The 19,801-nt window shown below is 62.0% G+C and carries 13 protein-coding genes; 7 read left to right on the top strand and 6 right to left on the bottom strand.

What is annotated here, in order from left to right; all coding sequences use genetic code 11:
* Window position 1: 1 nt before the first annotated feature.
* From pduT to HMPREF3142_RS23210, 5 genes are all read left to right on the top strand, one after another.
* Window positions 2-556, top strand: a complete 555-nt coding sequence (gene pduT / locus HMPREF3142_RS23190; RefSeq protein ID WP_012967293.1) for a propanediol utilization microcompartment protein PduT — start codon at window positions 2-4, stop codon at window positions 554-556.
* Window positions 556-906, top strand: coding sequence for a propanediol utilization microcompartment protein PduU (gene pduU / locus HMPREF3142_RS23195; protein WP_002915850.1), 351 nt, complete (start codon window positions 556-558; stop codon window positions 904-906). Before pduT ends, pduU begins: the two co-directional genes overlap by 1 nt.
* 4 nt (window positions 907-910) lie before the next feature.
* Entirely contained in the window at window positions 911-1,351 is a 441-nt protein-coding gene (pduV, locus tag HMPREF3142_RS23200) for a propanediol utilization protein PduV (RefSeq protein ID WP_070612749.1), read from the top strand.
* A complete protein-coding gene (locus tag HMPREF3142_RS23205) occupies window positions 1,348-2,562 on the top strand; it encodes an acetate/propionate family kinase (RefSeq protein WP_070612750.1) in 1,215 nt (404 codons plus the stop codon). The genes pduV and HMPREF3142_RS23205 overlap by 4 nt, the downstream gene beginning before the upstream one ends.
* Window positions 2,563-2,653: 91 nt before the next feature.
* Complete coding sequence (locus HMPREF3142_RS23210) at window positions 2,654-3,520, top strand: L-threonine kinase (protein ID WP_141751820.1); 867 nt, start codon at window positions 2,654-2,656, stop codon at window positions 3,518-3,520.
* Window positions 3,521-3,523: 3 nt separating this feature from the next.
* On the opposite strand, the gene cobD is transcribed toward HMPREF3142_RS23210, so the two are convergent.
* Both cobD and amiC read right to left on the bottom strand, forming a co-directional pair.
* A complete protein-coding gene (gene cobD, locus HMPREF3142_RS23215) occupies window positions 3,524-4,600 on the bottom strand; it encodes a threonine-phosphate decarboxylase CobD (RefSeq protein WP_044613329.1) in 1,077 nt (358 codons plus the stop codon).
* Between the two features lie 17 nt (window positions 4,601-4,617).
* Window positions 4,618-5,871: an N-acetylmuramoyl-L-alanine amidase AmiC gene (amiC, locus tag HMPREF3142_RS23220; protein WP_008806319.1), complete on the bottom strand. Its 1,254-nt coding sequence runs from the start codon at window positions 5,869-5,871 to the stop codon at window positions 4,618-4,620.
* 227 nt (window positions 5,872-6,098) lie between these two features.
* On the opposite strand from amiC, the gene argA reads away from it, so the two are divergent.
* Both argA and HMPREF3142_RS23230 read left to right on the top strand, forming a co-directional pair.
* On the top strand, window positions 6,099-7,430 hold the full coding sequence (gene argA / locus HMPREF3142_RS23225) for an amino-acid N-acetyltransferase (RefSeq protein WP_004149616.1): 1,332 nt from the start codon (window positions 6,099-6,101) through the stop codon (window positions 7,428-7,430).
* A gap of 231 nt (window positions 7,431-7,661) precedes the next feature.
* Window positions 7,662-7,982, top strand: a complete 321-nt coding sequence (locus tag HMPREF3142_RS23230) for a hypothetical protein (RefSeq protein WP_070612752.1) — start codon at window positions 7,662-7,664, stop codon at window positions 7,980-7,982.
* 59 nt (window positions 7,983-8,041) lie between these two features.
* Here HMPREF3142_RS23230 and recD read toward each other — a convergent pair whose 3' ends face one another.
* The 4 genes from recD to recC all read right to left on the bottom strand — a co-directional run bounded on the left by recD (window position 8,042) and on the right by recC (window position 19,799).
* Window positions 8,042-9,886: an exodeoxyribonuclease V subunit alpha gene (recD, locus tag HMPREF3142_RS23235; RefSeq protein ID WP_070612754.1), complete on the bottom strand. Its 1,845-nt coding sequence runs from the start codon at window positions 9,884-9,886 to the stop codon at window positions 8,042-8,044.
* Window positions 9,883-13,419 (bottom strand): exodeoxyribonuclease V subunit beta, encoded by a 3,537-nt coding sequence (gene recB / locus HMPREF3142_RS23240; RefSeq protein ID WP_070612756.1) that lies wholly within the window; start codon window positions 13,417-13,419, stop codon window positions 9,883-9,885. The genes recD and recB overlap by 4 nt, the downstream gene beginning before the upstream one ends.
* Window positions 13,416-16,301 carry a pitrilysin gene (ptrA, locus tag HMPREF3142_RS23245; protein WP_070612758.1) on the bottom strand — a complete coding sequence of 962 codons (2,886 nt, stop codon included), beginning with the start codon at window positions 16,299-16,301 and terminating at the stop codon, window positions 13,416-13,418. The genes recB and ptrA overlap by 4 nt, the downstream gene beginning before the upstream one ends.
* Before the next feature lie 120 nt (window positions 16,302-16,421).
* Window positions 16,422-19,799, bottom strand: coding sequence for an exodeoxyribonuclease V subunit gamma (recC, locus tag HMPREF3142_RS23250; RefSeq protein WP_070612760.1), 3,378 nt, complete (start codon window positions 19,797-19,799; stop codon window positions 16,422-16,424).
* Window positions 19,800-19,801 lie beyond the last annotated feature (2 nt).

The following is a 19,801-nucleotide window of genomic DNA, read 5'->3' on the forward strand; positions in this document are numbered from 1 at the left end:
CATGACCCAGGCTATCGGAATTTTAGAACTGACCAGTATCGCCAGGGGAATGGAGCTGGGCGACGTCATGCTGAAAAGCGCGAACGTACAGCTCCTGCTCTGCAGAACCCTTTGTCCCGGGAAATTCCTGCTGATGCTCGGCGGCGACGTCGGCGCCGTGCAGCAGGCAATCGCCGCCGGCACGGCGCGCGCCGGGGAGATGCTGGTGGACAGCCTGGTGCTGGCCAACATTCACCCCAGCGTACTGCCGGCGATCAGCGGCCTCAACGTGGTCGAGCAGCGGCAGGCGGCGGGGATCGTCGAAACCTGGAGCGTGGCGGCATGCATCAGCGCCGCCGACCGCGCGGTGAAAGCGGCCAACGTCACCCTGGTTCGCGTTCATATGGCGTTTGGTATCGGCGGCAAATGCTACATGGTGGTGGCGGGTGATATCGCCGATGTCGACAACGCCGTCACGGTGGCCAGCGACAGCGCAGGCGAGAAAGGATTACTGGTTTACCGGGCAGTGATCCCGCGACCGCACGATGCGCTGTGGCAACAGCTGATGGAGGGATAATGGAACCGCAAACCCCTACCGAACGCATGATCCAGGAGTATGTCCCGGGTAAACAGGTCACTCTGGCGCATCTCATCGCCAATCCGGGCAAAGATCTGTTCAAAAAGCTGGGCCTGCCGGACGCGGTCTCCGCTATCGGCATTCTCACCATTACCCCCAGTGAGGCGTCGATCATCGCCTGCGACATCGCCACCAAGTCCGGCGCGGTGGAGATCGGCTTTCTCGATCGCTTCACCGGCGCGGTGGTATTGACTGGCGATGTCTCCGCGGTGGAGTACGCGCTCAGGCAGGTTACGCGCACGCTCGGTGAGCTGATGCGCTTCACCGCCTGCCCGATCACACGGACCTGAGCCCATGAAGCGCCTGATGCTTATCGGACCCAGCCAGTGCGGCAAAACCTCGCTGACCCAGGTATTGCGTGGCGAAACCCTGCGTTATCAAAAAACGCAGGCCATCGTCTGGACGCCGACCGCCATCGACACCCCGGGGGAATATCTGGAAAACCGCTGCCTGTACAGCGCGCTGCTCACCAGCGCCTGCGAGGCCGATGTCATCGCGCTGGTACTGAATGCCGATGCGCCCTGGTCACCCTTTTCTCCGGGGTTTACCGCTCCGATGAACCGCCCGGTCATCGGGGTGATCACCAAAGCCGATTTGGCCGCCCCGCCCCGTCTGGAACAGGTCCGGGCATGGCTCGAGGCGGCAGGCGCCGAACATATCTTTATCACCAGCGCGTTAACCGGCGGCGGGCTTGATGACCTGCTCGCCTGCCTGAACGCAGAGGAATATCAATGACCTATAAAATCATGGCGATCAACGCCGGCAGCTCCTCCCTGAAATTTCAGCTGCTTAACATGCCGCAGGGAGCGTTGCTCTGCCAGGGGCTGATCGAACGTATTGGCCTGCCCGAGGCCCGCTTCACGCTGAAAACGCCGACGCAGAAATGGCAGGAGACGCTGCCCATCGCCGATCACCATGAGGCAGTGACCCTGCTGCTGGAGGCGCTGACCGGCCGCGGGATCCTGAGCAGCCTGCAGGAAATGGACGGCGTTGGCCACCGCGTCGCCCACGGCGGCGAACGCTTCAAAGACGCCGCGCTGGTCTGCGACGACACCCTGCGGGAGATCGAACGCCTGGCGGAGCTGGCGCCGTTGCATAACCCGGTCAATGCGCTGGGCATTCGTCTTTTTCGCCAGATGTTACCCGCGGTACCGGCGGTGGCAGTTTTTGATACCGCCTTTCACCAGACCCTGGCGCCGGAGGCCTGGCTCTATCCCCTGCCCTGGCGCTATTACGCCGAGCTGGGCATTCGCCGCTACGGTTTTCACGGCACCAGCCATCACTATGTCAGCAGCGCGCTGGCGGAAAAGCTGGGCGTACCGCTGAGCGCCCTGCGGGTAGTGAGCTGCCACCTGGGCAATGGCTGTAGCGTCTGCGCCATCAAAGGCGGGCAGTCGGTGAATACCTCAATGGGTTTTACTCCCCAGTCCGGGGTGATGATGGGCACCCGCAGCGGCGATATCGACCCGTCGATCCTTCCCTGGCTGGTGGAGAAAGAAGGTAAATCCGCCCTGCAGCTCAGCCAGCTGCTGAATAATGAATCCGGGCTGCTGGGCGTCTCCGGCGTGTCCTCTGATTACCGCGACGTCGAACAGGCAGCCGACGCCGGCAACGAAAGGGCGGCTCTGGCGCTGTCGTTGTTTGCCGAACGCATTCGCGCAACTATCGGCAGCTATATCATGCAGATGGGAGGCCTGGACGCGCTGATCTTTACCGGCGGCATTGGCGAGAATTCCGCCCGGGCGCGGGCGACAATCTGCCGCAATTTGCACTTTCTCGGCCTCGCGCTGGACGACGAGAAAAACCAGCGGAGCGCGACCTTTATTCAGGCGGATAATGCGCTGGTCAAAGTGGCGGTGATCAACACCAATGAAGAGCTAATGATTGCCCGCGACGTCATGCGTCTTGCATTGCCGCAGGCGCGCGAGCTGACGGTGTCGGCATAAACGATGCGCCTCCTCTTGCGGAGAATCATGGTAACCGGCGGGTCGCCATGCCACTATGCGCCCTGGCGAAGGTAAGCGGAAAGGTGAAAACGTGGCTGTTGCACAATGTCCCGCCTCGTGCGGAGAACTTATCCAGGGCTGGATCCTCGGCAGCGAAAAGCTGGTCTCCTGTCCGGTGGACTGGTACAGCACCGTCGAGGTCGAGACCGGGGTACCGCGAAAAGACGAGCGGCCGCTGTCGCGGGCGATGGTCGACCAGCTGCTGGCCCACTGGGGCTACCCCCCAGCGCTGAGCCAGCAGATCCGCATCACCCTGCACTCAACGATCCCGGTGGCCAAAGGGATGGCCAGCAGCACCGCCGATATCGCTGCCACCGCCGTCGCCACCGCCCATCATCTGGGCCATCTACTGGATGAGCCGACGCTGGCGCGCCTGTGCGTCGCGCTGGAGCCTACCGACAGCACCCTGTTTCGCCAGCTGACGCTGTTCGACCATAATACCGCCGCCACGCAAATCGCCTGTCCCCCTCCGCCAGCGCTCGACCTGTTAGTACTGGAGAGCCCGCTGACGCTGCGCACCACCGACTACCACCAGCTGCCGCGCGAGCCGGGTCTGTTGGCTAACGCCTCCCGGCTGCAGCTGGCGTGGGAGAAAGTACAGCAGGCCTGCCATTGCGGCAGCCCACAGCTACTGGGCGAAGCGGCGACCATCAGCGCCATCGCCAGCCAGCAGCTGTTGCCCAAACCGGGGTTTGACGCGCTACTGCAACTGGTGGAAAGCGCAGGATTGTATGGCCTTAACGTGGCGCACAGCGGCAGCGTCGTCGGCCTGTTGCTGGACCGCCGTCGTCATGACGTCGAATTTCTGCAATGGCGACTGGCAGACAGCGACATCGCCGCCCACTGGCCGCAGCAGCATCTGCTGGCGATGGTGCGTGGGGGCGTCACCCTGCAGTAGGCCTCAGGCCAGCACCCGCTGCAGCGCCGCCAGCAGTTGGTCGTTTTCGCTGGCGCTACGGATCGCCACCCGGAAATAACGGCTATCCAACCCCGGGTAGTTGGCGCAGCTGCGGATCAGCACATGCTGGCGCAACAGGGCGTATTGCAGGTCAAGCCCTGGCCTGTCGCAGCGCAAGAACAGATAGTTGGCGCGCCCGGGCCACACGGTCAGCCCGGTAATCTCTTTCAGTCGTGAATAGAAACGCGCCCCCTCCTCCTGCAGCCACTGCCAGGTGGCCCGCTGATACGCCCGGTCCTGGAGGATGATCTCTCCGGCCAGGGCGGCATAGGCATTGATGGACCACGGCATTTGTCGCTCGCGCAGCCGGGCCACTGCCTGGGCGTCAGCGTTGAGCAGGTAGCCAAGACGCAGCCCAGGAATGGCATAAAATTTGGTGAGCGAGCGCAGAACCCAGACGTGCGGGTGCTGCGCCAGCAGGGGAATAAATCCCGGCTGGTCGGGCATAAAATCGAGGAAGGCCTCGTCAAGGATCAGGCTGATGTTCAGCGCCCGACAGCGCTGCGCAATGGCTTCCAGCAGGCCCCGCTCCGGCAGCAGGCCGGTGGGGTTATTCGGGGTGCAAAGAAACAGGCAGTCCAGCGCCGGAGTCAGGGCATCGAGGATGGCGTCAGTCAGCTGCCAGCCATCGCACTCCCGGAGGGCATACTCCACCACCTCGCAGTCCACCGTCTGCAGCGCCCGCCGGTACTCCGCGAAACCAGGAATGACGATCATCGCCCGCCGCGGCTTAAGGCCGTGGACGAGGGTGAAGATCGATTCAGTTTCGCCGTTGCCGGCAAGGATATGCGCCGCCGGCAGCTGATGGTGGGCAGCCAGCGCCTGATGCAGCTGTTGATATTCAACGTCAGGGTAGCGCTCGGCGCAGCCTGGGTTGTCGACGATCGCCTGCCTGAGCGAAGCTGGCATCCCCAGCGGATTGATGTTGGCGCTAAAATCCAGCAGCTCGCCGGGCGCAATACCCAGCAGGGCGGCGGCCTCGCGGATGTTACCGCCATGGGCGCTTTTCAGTAAGGCCATATCCCTTTCCTGTGTGGTTATCCGCGACGGGCCAGCGTCGCGCCGTCGGCGAAGTAGGCTTTAATCCCGGCGAGGATCGACTCGGCTACCTCCTGCTGGAATTTGGCCGTTTTCAGCTTCCGCTCTTCTTCCACGTTGCTGATAAACGCCGTCTCCACCAGAATGGAGGGGATATCCGGCGCCTTCAGCACCGCAAAGCCCGCCTGCTCTACCCGATTCTTGTGCAGGTTATTGATATTGCCCATTTTCTCCAGCACCGCCTTGCCAAATTTGAGGCTGTCGGCGATGGTCAGGGACTGCACCATATCGAACATGGTGTGGTCGACATAGCGGTCGCCGCTCTTGCTGACCCCACCGATCAGATCCGAGGCATTCTGCGTCTGGGCGAGATATTTTGCCGCGGTACTGGTGGCCCCCCTGGTGGAGAGGGCAAACACTGAGGAACCGCTGGGCTGGCGGCTGGTAAAGGCGTCGGCGTGAATCGACACGAACAGGTCGGCGCGCTGCTTCTGCGCCTTGGCGACACGCACCTTCAACGGGATAAACACGTCTTCGTTGCGGGTCATATAGGCCTTCATATTGCCTTCTTTGTCGATCAGCGCCCGGAGGCGGCGGGCAATCTGCAGCACCACATCTTTCTCGCGGGTGCGATACTTCCCCACGGCGCCGGAGTCTTCGCCGCCGTGTCCGGGATCGAGCATAATGACAATCGGCCGGTCACGCCCGGCTTTGCCCGGCTGCGGTCCGCTTTGCGCCGGCGGCACCTGACGCTCCAGGTCGCCTTTGTTGTAATCCTCGAGCAGCGCCAGCAGCGGATCCTGAACATCGGTGGCGTTGGCGGGGTAGAGATCCATCACCAGACGCTCTTTAAAGCCGGCCACCGGCGCGAGGGCAAACAGCTGCGGCTTAACGTTCTGCTTGAGCTCAAAAACCATGCGCACGGTTTGCGGATCAAACTGGCCCACGCGGGCGGACTGAATAAAGGGGTCGTCATCGCGGATCTGCCCCCCCATGCCCTTCAGCACAGAGTTAAGGTTAACCCCTTCCAGATCCACCACCACCCGCTCCGGGTTACTGAGGGCAAACTGCCGGTATTTCAGCACATGATTCGATTCTACCGTGACGCGCGTGTAGGTCGATGCTGGCCAGACGCGAACAGCGACCACCCGCGCATCGGCAGCCAGCCCCACAGGGCTCACGCTCATTAACCACATGGCGCCCGCGCCCTGCAGCAGACGGCGACGGCTTAATCCAGAGTTGTTTCCCGACATGCCACTCCCAAGCAATAAAAACGCATTTGTACCCAAAACAAACAGATTGACCAGAAACTTTAACGAAAGGCATATAACCTGTCATCTATAAAAGGGTAAACATTCATTGACACCCTGCGCCGGGTCACATGTTTTTCGTGGCTTAGCCTAAAATTGGCACTTGCGTTTAACAGCAAAACAGAATAAAAATACAATAATTACGAATAATCATGCATTGAGGGTTTGTCATGGTGAAGGAACGTCGCACTGAACTGGTAGAAGGATTCCGCCATTCTGTTCCCTATATTAATGCCCATCGGGGAAAAACGTTTGTCATCATGCTGGGCGGCGAAGCCATTGAGCATGAAAATTTCTCAAATATTGTCAATGACATAGGATTATTGCATAGCCTGGGCATTCGCCTGGTCGTGGTCTATGGCGCCCGCCCGCAGATTGACGCTAACCTCGCCGAGCACCACCACGAGCCGGTCTATCACAAGCAGACACGAGTGACTGACGCTAAAACGCTTGAGCTGGTTAAGCAGGCGGCGGGGATGCTGCAGCTGGAGATCACCGCCCGCCTGTCGATGAGCCTCAACAACACCCCGCTGCAGGGGGCCCATATCAACGTTGTCAGCGGCAACTTTATCATCGCCCAGCCGCTGGGCGTCGATGACGGCGTCGATTATTGCCACAGCGGACGCATTCGCCGCATTGACGAAGAGGCGATTCATCGTCAGCTCGACAGCGGCGCCATTGTCCTGATGGGGCCGGTCGCGGTGTCGGTCACCGGCGAGAGCTTTAACCTGACTTCGGAAGAGATCGCCACCCAGCTGGCCATCAAGCTGAAGGCGGAGAAAATGATCGGCTTCTGTTCGTCGCAAGGGGTTTACAACCAGGCCGGGGAAATCGTCTCCGAACTGTTCCCTAATGAGGCGCAGGCCCGCGTCGAAGAGCTGGAAGCGGACGAAGATTATAACTCCGGCACCGTGCGCTTCCTGCGCGGGGCCGTGAAGGCCTGCCGCAGCGGCGTGCGGCGCTGCCACCTGATCAGCTATCAGGAAAATGGCGCGCTGCTGCAGGAGCTGTTCTCACGCGACGGCATCGGCACCCAGATCGTCATGGAGAGCGCGGAGCAGATCCGCCGGGCGACCATCAACGATATCGGCGGTATTCTTGAGCTGATAAGCCCGCTTGAGCAGCAGGGCATCCTGGTGCGCCGCTCCCGCGAGCAGCTGGAGATGGAGATCGACAAATTCACCATTATTCAGCGCGATAACACCACTATCGCCTGCGCTGCCCTCTATCCTTTCCCGGAAGAGAAGATCGGCGAAATGGCCTGCGTGGCGGTGCATCCGGATTACCGGAGCTCGTCGCGGGGAGAGGTGCTTCTGGAGCGTATTGCCGCTCAGGCCAGACAGATGGGACTAAGCAAGCTGTTCGTGCTAACCACCCGCAGCATCCACTGGTTCCAGGAGCGCGGCTTCACGCCGGTGGATATCGACCTGCTGCCGGAGAGTAAAAAGCAGATGTATAACTATCAGCGCCGGTCGAAGGTGCTGATGGCCGACCTCGCTTAGGCCCTTCTTCACCCTTTCTAACGGCCCGGGATAGCGCGACGCTTATCGCTTTATCCTGGGCCGGTCTCCCGCCACTCTTCGCGCCAGCGCTCGTCTGCGGTACGCGGGCGAAATTCCTGGTTTCCGCGCAGGCCATTTCTTTCTCGCTGGCTCACCGATATGCTATTGGCTGTCGACAGGACGTCGACTGGCGCCACGGCCGCCACCCGCCCTGCAAGGATCGCTGAAATAATGGAAACCAAACCGAACTGGCTGGTCAGACATATCAACCTCATTACCGCCGCGGTCGCCCTCTATCCGTGGTTGCTGATGATACTGCTGCTCTGGGATAACCAGCGCCATCATCAGCATGGTTATGCCGCGCTCGGCGCCGCCATCGCGATATTATTCCTGCTGGCCCTGACGTCCGGCATGAATGTTCTCATCTCCTCGCTGGTGATTTTTGTTGCCCGCTGTTCCACCCCACCGCTGGCCAGCGGCACGGCAGTCCGCTTTTGCGCCATGAACTCGATATCGGTGCTCTGGCTCATCCCCCTGGTCTTCAGCTACTGATTTTTCTGCCAGTCCGGGCAACGGGCTGCATTATTTTCCCATCGCCCGGATGCGGCCTCTCAGGGGGCTTCGCGCCCGGCGAAAATCTCCGCCAGGCCGCTGCGCCGCTCGGTGCGCGTCACAATGGCCTGGGAGAGCACCTGCTCGTCGGCATAGAGCGACAATCGCTGTTTCGCACGGGTGATCGCCGTGTAGACCAGTTCGCGGGTCACCAGCGGGACGCTGCGCGCCGGCAGGATCAGCGCCGCATGTTCGAACTCGGAGCCCTGCGATTTATGCACGGTCATCGCCCAGGCGGTATCATGCTCCGGCAGGCGACTCGGTTGCACCGACTTGATGGTGCCGTCGGGCATCAGGAACCACACCCGCAGCTCGCCGTTGCGCTCCAGCGCTATGCCGATATCGCCGTTAAACAGCCCCAGCGCGCTGTCGTTGCGCGATATCATGATCGGTCGGCCGTCATACCAGCGGGAGTGGCGCGGCAGGGCGATCGCCCGCTGGCGGTTGAGCCGCTGCTCCAGCCGCTCATTGACGCCGCTCACGCCGTACGGCCCTTCACGCAGCGCGCACAGCAGCTGGAATTCGCTGAAAGCGGCCAGCATGGCCTGCGGTTCGGCCCGCTCGCGGCGCAGCTGCAGGTAGCGTTCATAGCCCTGCTGGGCCGCGCCGAGCATGGCCTCGTACTCTTCAGTCGTGCTGAGGGGATGAAGCGCGATATCGTCAAACGGCTGGCGCAGCGTGGCCTTCACCTCCGCGCGCGCGCCAGCATTCACCGCCCGCGCCAGGCTCCCGATGCCGGAGTGACTGCCGAAGCGATAGCTCTTTTGCAGCAGGCACAAGCTGTCTCTCAGCGCGCCAGCGATAGCCCCCTCGCCCGCCGGCACCGGCGAACCGGTCAGCCGGGTCAGCTCCTGCGCCCGCGCGGCAGTGTAGCCCGAGCTCGCCCAGGCGCAGATATCCCCCAGCACCGCCCCCGCTTCCACGGAGGCCAGCTGGTCGCGATCGCCGAGGAAAATCACCCGCCCGTGGGCCGGCAGCGCGTCGATAAGCCGCGACATCATCGGCAGGTCAATCGTCGAGGCTTCATCCACGACCAGCACATCCAGATGCAGCGGGTTGCCGGCGTGATAGCGCATGCGCTGGCTGCCGGGCTGGGCGCCCAGCAGACGATGCAGCGTGCTGGCCTCGGTGGGAATTAACGCTTTCTGCGCATCGGTCAGCGGCAGCTTTCTCAGCGCCGCGCCCAGCGATTCGGTCAGGCGCGCCGCCGCTTTCCCCGTCGGTGCCGCCAGGCGAATACGACAGCGTGGACTGTCGTCAATCTGGATCAGCGCCGCCAGAAGCTTCGCCACGGTGGTGGTTTTCCCGGTCCCGGGACCACCGGAGATCACCGAGATACGGCGGGTCAGCGCCACCGCCGCGGCCACTTTTTGCCAGTCGGTTTCGCCAGTGGCGGGAAACAGCGCATTTAGCGTTGACGCCAGCCGCGCCTCATCCATCTCCAGCACCCGGTTGGCTTCGTTAAAGAAGCGGGCGACGGTCAGCTCGTTGCGCCACATCCGGTTCAGATAGAGCCGGTCGCCGCACAAAATCATCGGCGCCGGAGCATCGCCGCAGCTCACCGCCGACGAAGCGAGCAGCAGCGCGGGCCAGTCCTCCGGCGCGCCGGCTTCGGCCAGCAGCCGATCGCGGATCTCCCCCGCTTTCCCGCTCAGCGCCTCATTGTCGTTCAGCCGCGAGAGCGGCAGGCAGACGTGCCCTTCTCCGGCATCCCGGCTCAGTAACGCCGCCGCCAGCTTAACCGCCGGCGGGTCGTTTTGCGCCACCATCAGGGCAAACTGGACGTCCAATGGCCGCAGCAGACGCTGCTCCACCGCGGCCAGCAGTAGTTGTTCGAAAGTCATGAGGCCTCCTCCTGAGTTTCTCCGGCAAAAAGCTGATCCAGACCGTCAATCAGCGGTCGCACCGGCCGGGTGGTGAAGATCCCCTGCTCCCCCTCCTGCCCGTCCATGCCGCGCAGGAAAAGATAAATCACCCCGCCAAAGTGGCGGTCGTAGTCGTAATCGGCCAGCCGATGGCGCAGATAGCGGTGCAGCGCCAGGCTGTACAGCTGATACTGCAGATCGTAGCGGTGGGCACGCATCGCCTGCTCCATCGCCAGCCGGGTGTAGGCCTCGCGATCTTCCCCCAGCCAGTTGGATTTGTAATCCAGCAGGTAATAACGGCCTTGGTGGCGGAAGACCAGATCGATAAAGCCCTTCAGCATGCCACGCACCTGGCGGAAATCCAGCGGTGGCGTGTCGGCGGAGAGGGGATCGTACTGGCGGATAAGCGCGTCAAGGCGCTCCGCCGTCAGCAGCTGAGCGATAGGCAGGTAAAACGCCATCTCCACCTGTTTGTCCCGCGCCGCAAGCTGATTGAGCGCGATATCCGCCCCCGGCAGGCGGGTCTTCAGCACGCCCCCCAGCCAGTCGGTCAGCACCGGCGCCCACTGCGCATCAAACCCGCTCAGTTGCAGCTTCTCTGTCATCCATCCGTCCGGCACCGGCTGGGTGAAGTCCAGTTCCTCAAACAGGCTGTGCAGGAAGGTCCCCGGCGCGGCGCCGCGCGGGAACTGGTGAGGAGTCAGCAGTGGCTCTTCCACGACGTCGCCGACGCCGGCGGCATCGACATCCAGGCGCGGCAGCAGATCCTGCCCGCCGCTGAAACCATGCTGCTGCAGTCCGGAGTAGCTGGTCCCCCGCCAGTCGTCGGCGATGCGGCGCTGCAGCTCGCGCGCCGACAGCGGGGGGATGGTCGCCGCGGGCGCCTGCCACGGGGTCAGATCCAGCTCGCCCGGTCTCTGTAATGCAATATCGCCATGACAGAAGTCCGCCAGCCGCGCGGCCAGCCCGGCGGCGTCCATAGCTTCGCCCGCCTGCAACAGCCGCCCCAGCGCGCTGAGGTGGAAATCGCTGTTGCCGGATTTCCGGCTGCTGAGCGGCGCCACCCCGAGGCTGCAGTGCCAGACCGCGCGGGTCAGGGCGACGTACAGCAGGCGCAGATCTTCCGCCAGCCGTTCCGCCTCCGCCAGCTCGAGGCTGGATTCATCCTGGCCCAGATCCAGCACCGCCGCGAAGGTGTCGCGATCGTGGTAGAACGCCTGGTCCTGTTTACGAAACCGGGCGATAAACGGCAGCCAGACCAGGGGGTATTCCAGCCCTTTTGACTTGTGAATGGTGACAATTTGCACCAGGTGCTTATCGCTTTCGAGACGCATCTGCTGGCTGGCGGCGTTGCTGTCCGGCTCGGCGATATGCTGCGTCAGCCAGCGCACCAGGGCATGCTCGCTTTCCAGCTGGCTGGCCGCCTCCTGCAGCAGTTCGCTGATATGCAGAATGTCGGTTAAGCGCCGCTCGCCGCCGCGGGTCGCCAGCAGGTTCTCGGCGATATGCCGGGCCGTCATCAGCGCCCGCAACATCGGCATCACCCCGCGCTGACGCCAGATCTGGCGGTAGTCGCTGAACTCCTCCACCAGCGCGTCCCACGCCTGCTCATCCTGATTCAGGTTTTCAATATCCAGCGCGGTCAGGCCAAACATCGAGGTCGCCAGCGCGCTGCGCAGGGTATTTTCCCGCTCCGGGGCCAGCACCGCCTGCAATAGCCAGAGCAGTTCCTGGGCCTCCAGCGTCTCGAAAACGCTGTCGCGGTTGGAGAGGTAGACCGAGGGAATGCCCAACGCCTGCAGCGCTTCACGCACCTGCGCCGCCTCCAGCCGGTTGCGCACCAGCACGGTGATATCCGAAGCCTGTACCGGGCGCGAGGTTTCCCCACGCCACAGCAGCGCGCGCCCCTGCTGGCCGGCGCTCAGCCAGTCGCGGATCTGCGTGGCGCAGAGCTGCGCCATAAACGTCTGATAATCGCCAGAGCCGACGGCATCGCCGGGCATCAGCCAGACGTTCATCGCCGGTACGTCCGCCGCGTCAACGGTAAAGCGCAGCCCCTGGTTCTTTGCCGCCGCCGTCACCGGCAGGAACGGGATCTCACGAAACATGAAGGGGTTATCGCTGAGGCTGAACAGCCGGTTGACGCTGCCCACCATGCCCGGCGATGAGCGCCAGTTGGTATCGAGGGTGTAGTGCGCGGCAACGTCGCCGCGCGCTTTCATATAGGTAAAGATATCGGCGCCGCGAAAGGCGTAGATGGCCTGCTTCGGATCGCCAATCAGCAGCAGCGCCGTCTCCGGCTGCTGGCGCCAGATGCGGCGGAAAATACGGTACTGCTGGGGGTCGGTGTCCTGAAATTCGTCGATCATCGCCACCGGAAAACGCTGGCGAATGGCGCTGGCCAGCGCCTCGCCGCTGTCGCCGCGCAGCGCCTCATCAAGCCGACTAAGCATATCGTCAAACCCCAGCTCGCCGCGGCGGCGCTTTTCGCGCGCGACCGCATCGCGGATCTCGACCATCGCTCTCGCCAGCACCAGATCGGTGAGCGTTAGCGACGAGGCCAGCAGCGACTCCACGGCGCTAAACAGAGGGTGCACCGGCGGTTCGCCACCGGCTTTGGTGCGCTCATGCAGAAACGACTGGGCAAATTTCTCCAGCGCGTCGGGCAGTTGGTAGCTCAACGTCTCTTCCTGCGCCCAGGCGTTCACTTTCTCAATCCACTTGCCCTGGTTGCCACGATTGAACTTCCGCCGGTCGAGCCCGGAATTTTCCAGCACGCCTTCGATCTCGCCCACCTGCTCGCGCCACTGCTGCTTGAGCGCGTCAATGCGGCCGATGATCTGCTGATGGCGTTCGGCCAGCGTCTCGTCGGGGGCTGGCGGCGACTTAAGCTGCGGCGCTTCGCCCTGCAGCCAGCGGTCAAGGGACTTCAGCAGATCGCGCGGCCCTTTCCACACGTCGTGGATCACCGCCGCGATATCACGGGTCAGCGGATAGCAGTGGCGGCGCCAGAAGTCAGCGCAGGCCTGATAGCGCAGGCGGGATTCATCCTCGATCAGCTGCTGCTCGAACAGCATGCCCGACTCGAAGGCGTTAAGGCTCAGCATCCGTTGGCAAAAGCCGTGGATGGTGAATACCGCTGCCTCGTCCATCTGCCGTTCGGCCAGCAGCAGCATCTTCGCGGCGTCGTCTTTATCGGCGATCTCCGCCAGCAGCGCGCTGTAGAGCGGGTTGTCGGATTCGCCGCGCAGGCAGGCGATGCGCAGTTCGTGGATGTTGCTGCGGATACGCCCGCGCAGCTCTTCGGTCGCCGCCTCGGTAAAGGTCACCACCAGCAGCTCTTCAACGCTGATGGCGCGGGGATAGGCAGACTCGCCGCCCAGCCCCAGCAGCAGCCGCAGATACAGCGCGGCGATGGTAAAGGTTTTTCCGGTGCCCGCAGAGGCTTCTATCAGGCGCTCGCCCCTCAGGGGCAAGCGCAGGGGATCCAAAGACTCAGCGGTGTCGGTCATTCATTCTCTCGCATCAGGGGTAAGGATTGCTGCAATGCGCTGACGTTTTCCCACACTTTGCCGCCTTTCGGCTGGGCATAGTCCGCTTTGCCATTCTGGCTACCGGAAATCTGGGACAAGATCGTCATGCCCTGCGGATCCACCACCGTCTGATGGAAGAAGTCGGCAAGTTTTTGCGGCGTCAGCAGTTTAATCTGAGCCACTACTTTATCACGTGAATCAAAACGCATATTACCGCGATCGAAATCTTTGCTCAGTTTCGAGGCTTCATCGCCCAGCGTCTGCGGCGCCTGCAGCATCTGGCTTATCACCGCCTGCTGGAGCTGGGCAAACTCTTCCGGCTTCATCGCCCGCAGCTTCGCCTCCGCGGTGGGGAAGAAGGCCTGGAACCGCTGCCAGAGGAAGGCTGGCTGCTTGTCGCTACTCTGCAGCAGGAAGCCCATGCCCCACTGGCGCCCCACGTTCATCGGGAAGGCAAAGACCGCGTAGCCGAGCTGCTCTTCGGTACGCAGCTGGTTGTAGAACCACGGCTGAATAATCTGTCCCAGCAGGGTGCTGGCGGCGGTGCTGCTGAACTCATCCACGTTGGGCGGCGCGAACACCGCGGCCAGCGCGGAGTCGGTACTGTTGCCCGCTTTGTTGAAGATCGCCAACTGCTGCCGGTTCACCACCACGTCTTTGTTGCGGCACCATTCGTTGCCGTCAGCGCCCAGCTGCTGCTGGATCTGGCGGGCCAGCGTCGTGGCGGCATCGGCGGTCATATTGCCGATCACCATCAGTTCAGGACGCCCCTTGGTTTTCAGGTTGGCGCGGTAGTCGAGCACCTCTTTAAGGGTGATGGAGGGCAGCAGCGCCCGGCGCACTTCGCGCTGGAAGTACGGCACCTGGGAGACCATCTGGATCGGCATTATCGCCTGATCGTAGGCTTTGCCTTTCTCGGCGGAGTCCATCATCTGCGCATACCAGGATTTGGCCTGCTCCAGCTGCTCCTCGGTCGGCGTATAGCTGAAGTATCCCTGCAACAGATCGCTGAACAGCGCCGGAAGGTGCTGGGTATAGCCGTTGGCATTAACCATTAATCCGTTATTAGCGCCGGTGGAGAACGAAATGCCGCCGACCGCCGCCTGGTTACTGAGCTGATCGAGGGCGATGCCGGCGAGATAATCGTTGAGGGCAAACATCACCTGCCGGCGAGCGCTGTCCATCGCCTGGGGATTACGCAGCACCAGGGAGATATCCGCCTTCGGCTCGCTGGAAAAATACTGGCTCGGGGCATACACCACCCGCAGCGTCGGTTCATCCAGGATCAGCTGCGGATGCGGCCAGGCTTTATCGCTTTTGATGAGGGTGAAATCATCCGGAATATAGGGGTTGAGCACCGGCAGCTGCAGCTGGATGGCCTGCGATTTTTGCTGCCAGTCAGCGAACGTCTGCTCGCTAATCTTATCCACCTGATACGGCGCATCGACAAAATAGGCCGTCTTGTTATGCGGCTCCTGGGGGCTGATATACCAGATACGGGCGTTCTGCGGGGTCATCATCGCCAGCCGGTCTTTGATCGCCTGCGGGTCGTACTGGTCGGCAATATTCACCACGTCCAGCGCATGCTCGACCGGCACCCGGATCATGGTATCCGCCAACCATTCCACGTAGTCCATGTCGCGGTTGATCGACGGATAGCGGAAATCCAGCGCCAGCACATGCGCCAGTTCATCGAAGTACCGTTTGTCGATGCCCTGAGTACGCAGGAGGTCAAGGTAGCTAAAAATGGCAGCCGTCACTTCGTCGCGGTGCGCCAGGCCTTTATCGGTGAGGGTAGCAGAGATCGCCAGTACGCCGCTGTTGCCGTTTACCACAGGATCGGAATCGGCGCGGATACCTTCCGCCAGCCCCTGCTTTTGCAGCCAGTCGGAGAGCGTGCCCGGGCTGCGGTTGCCGATAAGATAGGTGACCAGCTCATCAGTTTTGCTGCGGAAGCGATCGCTGTTGTTGTCGATGCGAAACTCGACGCGCAGCACTTTGCGCGGCATCGCCGGCACATAGTGAATAATGATGCCTTTTTGCGCATCCGTTACCACCGGGACGGTAATTTCCGGCCTGCTGATCTGACGATTCGGCACGCGGCCAAAGGTGTCAGCAGCCATCCGCGCCAGCTCCGGCAACGGCTTGTTGCTGTAGATCACCGCTTTCATCAGGTTGGCGGAGTACCAGCTATCGCGGAAGGTGTGCAGCGCATCAAGCACCGGACTGCCGGGCTTATCGCTGAGCGTCTCGAGGTTGCCACCGGAGAAGTGGGCAGCCGGGTGAGCCGGGTTGATGGTCTCCGCGCTGACCTGGGCCATGCGCATCCCGTCTCGCGTCCGGGCCATCGTCAGCTCGGCATTGACCGCGTTACGTTCGCGGTCGGCATATTTCTTATCCAACAGCGGCGCGGCGATGGCGTCGGCCAGGCGGTCTACGGCCCCGTCCAGCGCATTATTCTCCACTTCGAGATAAAACGCGGTGCGGTAAGGCGCGGTGCTGGCGTTATGGCTGCCGCCGTGCAGCTTAAGAAACTCTGCAAGGCTGTCAGGCTGGGGATATTTTTGCGACCCCATCAGCGTCATATGTTCCAGAAAATGCGCCAGCCCCTGATGATCGGCAGGATCCTGCAGGGATCCCACCGGCACCACCAGCGCCGACAGCGATTTCACCGCCTGCGGATCGGAAACCAGCAGCACGACCATGTCGTTATCAAGGCGGATCGCCTGATACTGACGCGTATCTTTTTCGCTTTTGCGGATCGTCTCCTGAATCGGCTGCCATCCGGTGTCGGCCTGACTAAACGGCGCCCAGAGGGCGGCCAGCACAACAAAAACCTTGAACCATAAACTGCGGGGCATTCACGAACCTCATCATTAACAAACTTGCGCTGCACAGCGTGCAGCCTTTTATGTCCATCAGTCCGTGATACGTTGCGCATAATAAATGAACCGCCATTCACTGCGCAATTTTTATACTATTTAAATTTGTGTGGACTGATGGTAACGATATAGCGGTAACAGATAACGCTGCGTCTGGGCAATGATTTCTTCGTAATGCGCCGGCTCCAGCGAACGCCACAGGCGTTGATACCAGATATCGGCGCCCTCCCCGCTGACCACCATGTTACCTTCGTAGGTCTGCAGGAATTTGCTCCGCGCTTTCTGCTGCGTCTCTTCGTCCATTAAGATGACATCCTTTTCGGCGTCGTAACAGGCTTTCAGCCAGGCGCCACCGCTTTCCGGCAGCAGCAGCAGCGGCTGTGACATCCCCTGCAAATAGCCATCCACCAGCGCATTAAGGTACGCCTGCGCCTCGGCGGGCGCCAGCGCCGGGAAGCGCCACTCTCCCTCTTTACGCACAAACAGCCGGCTCTCGCCGGTGCCGCCGCTGGCACAGTAGACAAGATGTTCCAGCCAAAGTTGCATCCCCTGGGAGACGCTCAGCAGCGAAGGCCGCCAGCGCAGCAGGCCGTCCGGCTGCACCTGCTGCAGCCAGCCGGTGAGATTTACGCTGCCGCACTGCAGATCGATCTCCATACTCTGCGCCTGCTGGCGCTCGGCCATCACTCGCTCGGCCAGGGCCTGCATCTCCAGGCGCTGCGTCTCCCAGACCAGCTCGCCAAAGGCGCCATACGGCAGCTCGCCGGCGGCGCGGAAGCGGCGGAACATAGCCGAGACGTCCTGCTCCTCGATAAGCGTATTGAGCAACTGCTGATTCAGTTGATAACGGCTCAGCCCTTCAAGAGTGAAGGGTTCGTCGTCAGGAATATCGTCCTCTTCCGCGCGGAAATTGACCCGCAGACGCTGCTGAAAGAATGCGCGAACCGGGTGCTGCCAGAAACGCAGGAGCTGCTCGAACGGCAGGCTGTCAATCGGCAGCGCAGTGAGCGGCTGAATGAAGTCGTTATGCGCTTCCCCCTGCTGACCGGCGGCGGCCAGCCATTCGCGGGCGTAACTTTTGTTCTCGTCCTCCTGAAAATTGGCGACGTCGAACGGCATGCGCGTATGCAGATGGGTGATATGAGCTTTGACACGGGCTTCGCTGGCGTCACAATCAAGCTCCTCGTCGCCAGCGAGACAGTGGCTCTGGCCGATATAATCCGCCAGCTCCTGCACCAGCACCGAGGGAAAGCGCTCGCTGTTGTCCTGGATCGAACGGCCGATGTAGCTGATATACAGCGTCTGTTCGGCGGACATCAGCGCTTCGAGGAACAGATAGCGGTCATCATCACGCCGGCTGCGGTCGCCGCGCTGCGGCTTCTGGCTCATCAAATCAAAGCCCAGCGGCGGCAGCGTTCGCGGATAAACTCCGTCGTTCATCCCCAGCAGGCAAACCACTTTGAAAGGAATAGAGCGCATCGGCATCAGGGTGCAGATGTTGACCGGGCCAGCAAGAAAGCGCTGACTGATCCGCTGCTGATCCAGACGCTGAGCCAGTTCGTCGCGCAGCAGCGTCAGTGGCACCTGGTCGCCATACTGTGCTTCCAGACCGCTATCAATAACCGCCAGCCATTGTTGCTCAATCAGCGCCAGCGCCGCTTCGGTCTCGCTGTCCGGCAGGAAAAAGTCATTCAGCAGATCGCGACAGACCGGCAGCCACTCCGCCAGCGGCCGCTGCTGGGCGAGGCCGCGTCGCCACAGATTAAGCTGCATCAGCAGCGACGCGAGGTTGCCCACCAGTTCGGCGATCAAACCGCTGGATTCGTCATATGGCAGCACCGACTGCCATTCTCCCTCGCGGCTGTCCATGGCGTAGCCCAACAGCATGCGGGTGAGGCCGAACCGCCAGGTATGCTGCCCGGTCGCCGGCAGGTCCAGCTCGCGGACGTTGTCGTCATCCATTCCCCAGCGGACGCCGGACTCGTTCACCCACTGGCGCAGGTAGCGCAGCCCTTCTTCCGTGATATTAAAGCGCGCCGCCAGCACCGGGACGTCCAGCAGCGCCAGCACATCTTCGCTGGCGAAGCGGCTGTCCGGCAGCGAGAGCAGCGTAATAAACGCCTGTAGCACCGGGTGCGACTCGCGGGCGCGACGGTCGGAGATTGCCCACGGCAGCCAGCGATCGCCGCTGGCCGCGCCAAACACCGCCTGAATATAGGGACTGTAGCTGTCGATATCCGCCACCATGACGATGATATCCCGCGGGGTGAGCGTCGGATCCGCCTCCAGCATCGCCAGTAGCCGATCGTGCAGAACTTCCACTTCGCGCTGCGGACTGTGGCAGACGTGAATGCTCAGACTGCGGTCATCCAGCGCCAGCGGACGTTTGTCGCGACTGTGGGCGAACGCCTCTGCACTCTGCCCGGCCACCGCCGCGTTGCGCAGTTCGAGGATATCCGACTGCAGGTTATGCAACAGGTTATCAGGAGCAATATCGACAAAGGCATCCAGCTCCTCATAGCGCTCCAGCCCTGCCAACAGGTAGATATAGTCGCGCCCCAGTTTGCCCCAGGAGGCGAGCAACGGGTTGCCGACATCCTGCTCCCCGGCGTCATTAAACAACCCTGGTGCCTGCTCGGTATCGCGAAACAGGGGTAGCGCGCGCCCCTCGCGGTGATGGCGCCGCTGACGCGACAGCAGCTTCGCCAGAAACGCCGGATCCTTAATGTCTCCCCAGTAGTAGCGGCAGGGGTTGGTAAACAATACGTAGACATCAACATGCTTACCCAGCGCCTGCAGCGCCTGAAGATAGACCGGCGGCAGCGCAGAAATTCCGCAGATGAAAACGCGCGACGGCAGCCCGGCGGGCAGTTCGTCCGCTTTTTCCAGGGTACTGATAAAGCGCTGGTAGAGATTGGCGCGGTGCCACTGCGGTTGCCCCAGCTCGGCGGTGTAGCTCACCAGCGCCTGCCACAGCGGCGCCTGCCACTGCTGTGCGTCGCCGAGGCCATCAACCCGCTGGCCGGCCTCCCAGCGCATCAGCCACTCCGGGCGATAGACGAGGTACTGGTCATAGAGGTCCGCCACCCGGGCAGCCAACTGAAACAGCTTGCGCTTGTCACCGTCATCGCTCAGATACTGGCGCAGCAAGATAAAATCGTCTTCCTCCAGGTGCTGCGGCAGGAGGGTCATCAGCTTCCAGCTCATGCTCTGCTTGCTGAAGGCGCTTTCACCCGGAATATCTTTCAGGACGCGCACGAACATGTCCCAGATAAAGCTCGCCGGCAGCGGGAACTCGATATTGGCGGCAATCCCGAAGCGCGAGGCCAGGGTCATCTGCAGCCACTGCGCCATGCCGGTACTCTGCACCAGCACCATTTCGGCCTGAAAAGGGTCATCCAGCCGCTGGCGCTCGACGATAAATTCCATCAACGCCTCGAGAACATCCAGCCGGTTTGAGTGGTATACCCTTAACATAA

It is taken from the genome of Klebsiella sp. HMSC16C06 (genome assembly GCF_001808325.1).
Lineage (GTDB): Bacteria > Pseudomonadota > Gammaproteobacteria > Enterobacterales > Enterobacteriaceae > Klebsiella > Klebsiella variicola.

Bases quoted from the DNA above. Each gene is read 5' to 3' on its own strand.
- ptrA (WP_070612758.1), bottom strand. From the start codon at position 16,301: ATGCCCCGCAGTTTATGGTTCAAGGTTTTTGTTGTGCTGGCCGCCCTC.
- HMPREF3142_RS23205 (WP_070612750.1), top strand. From the start codon at position 1,348: ATGACCTATAAAATCATGGCGATCAACGCCGGCAGCTCCTCCCTGAAA.
- pduT (WP_012967293.1), top strand. From the start codon at position 2: ATGACCCAGGCTATCGGAATTTTAGAACTGACCAGTATCGCCAGGGGA.
- amiC (WP_008806319.1), bottom strand. From the start codon at position 5,871: ATGTCGGGAAACAACTCTGGATTAAGCCGTCGCCGTCTGCTGCAGGGC.
- cobD (WP_044613329.1), bottom strand. From the start codon at position 4,600: ATGGCCTTACTGAAAAGCGCCCATGGCGGTAACATCCGCGAGGCCGCC.
- argA (WP_004149616.1), top strand. From the start codon at position 6,099: ATGGTGAAGGAACGTCGCACTGAACTGGTAGAAGGATTCCGCCATTCT.
- recB (WP_070612756.1), bottom strand. From the start codon at position 13,419: ATGACCGACACCGCTGAGTCTTTGGATCCCCTGCGCTTGCCCCTGAGG.
- pduV (WP_070612749.1), top strand. From the start codon at position 911: ATGAAGCGCCTGATGCTTATCGGACCCAGCCAGTGCGGCAAAACCTCG.
- HMPREF3142_RS23230 (WP_070612752.1), top strand. From the start codon at position 7,662: ATGGAAACCAAACCGAACTGGCTGGTCAGACATATCAACCTCATTACC.
- recC (WP_070612760.1), bottom strand. From the start codon at position 19,799: ATGTTAAGGGTATACCACTCAAACCGGCTGGATGTTCTCGAGGCGTTG.
- recD (WP_070612754.1), bottom strand. From the start codon at position 9,886: ATGACTTTCGAACAACTACTGCTGGCCGCGGTGGAGCAGCGTCTGCTG.
- pduU (WP_002915850.1), top strand. From the start codon at position 556: ATGGAACCGCAAACCCCTACCGAACGCATGATCCAGGAGTATGTCCCG.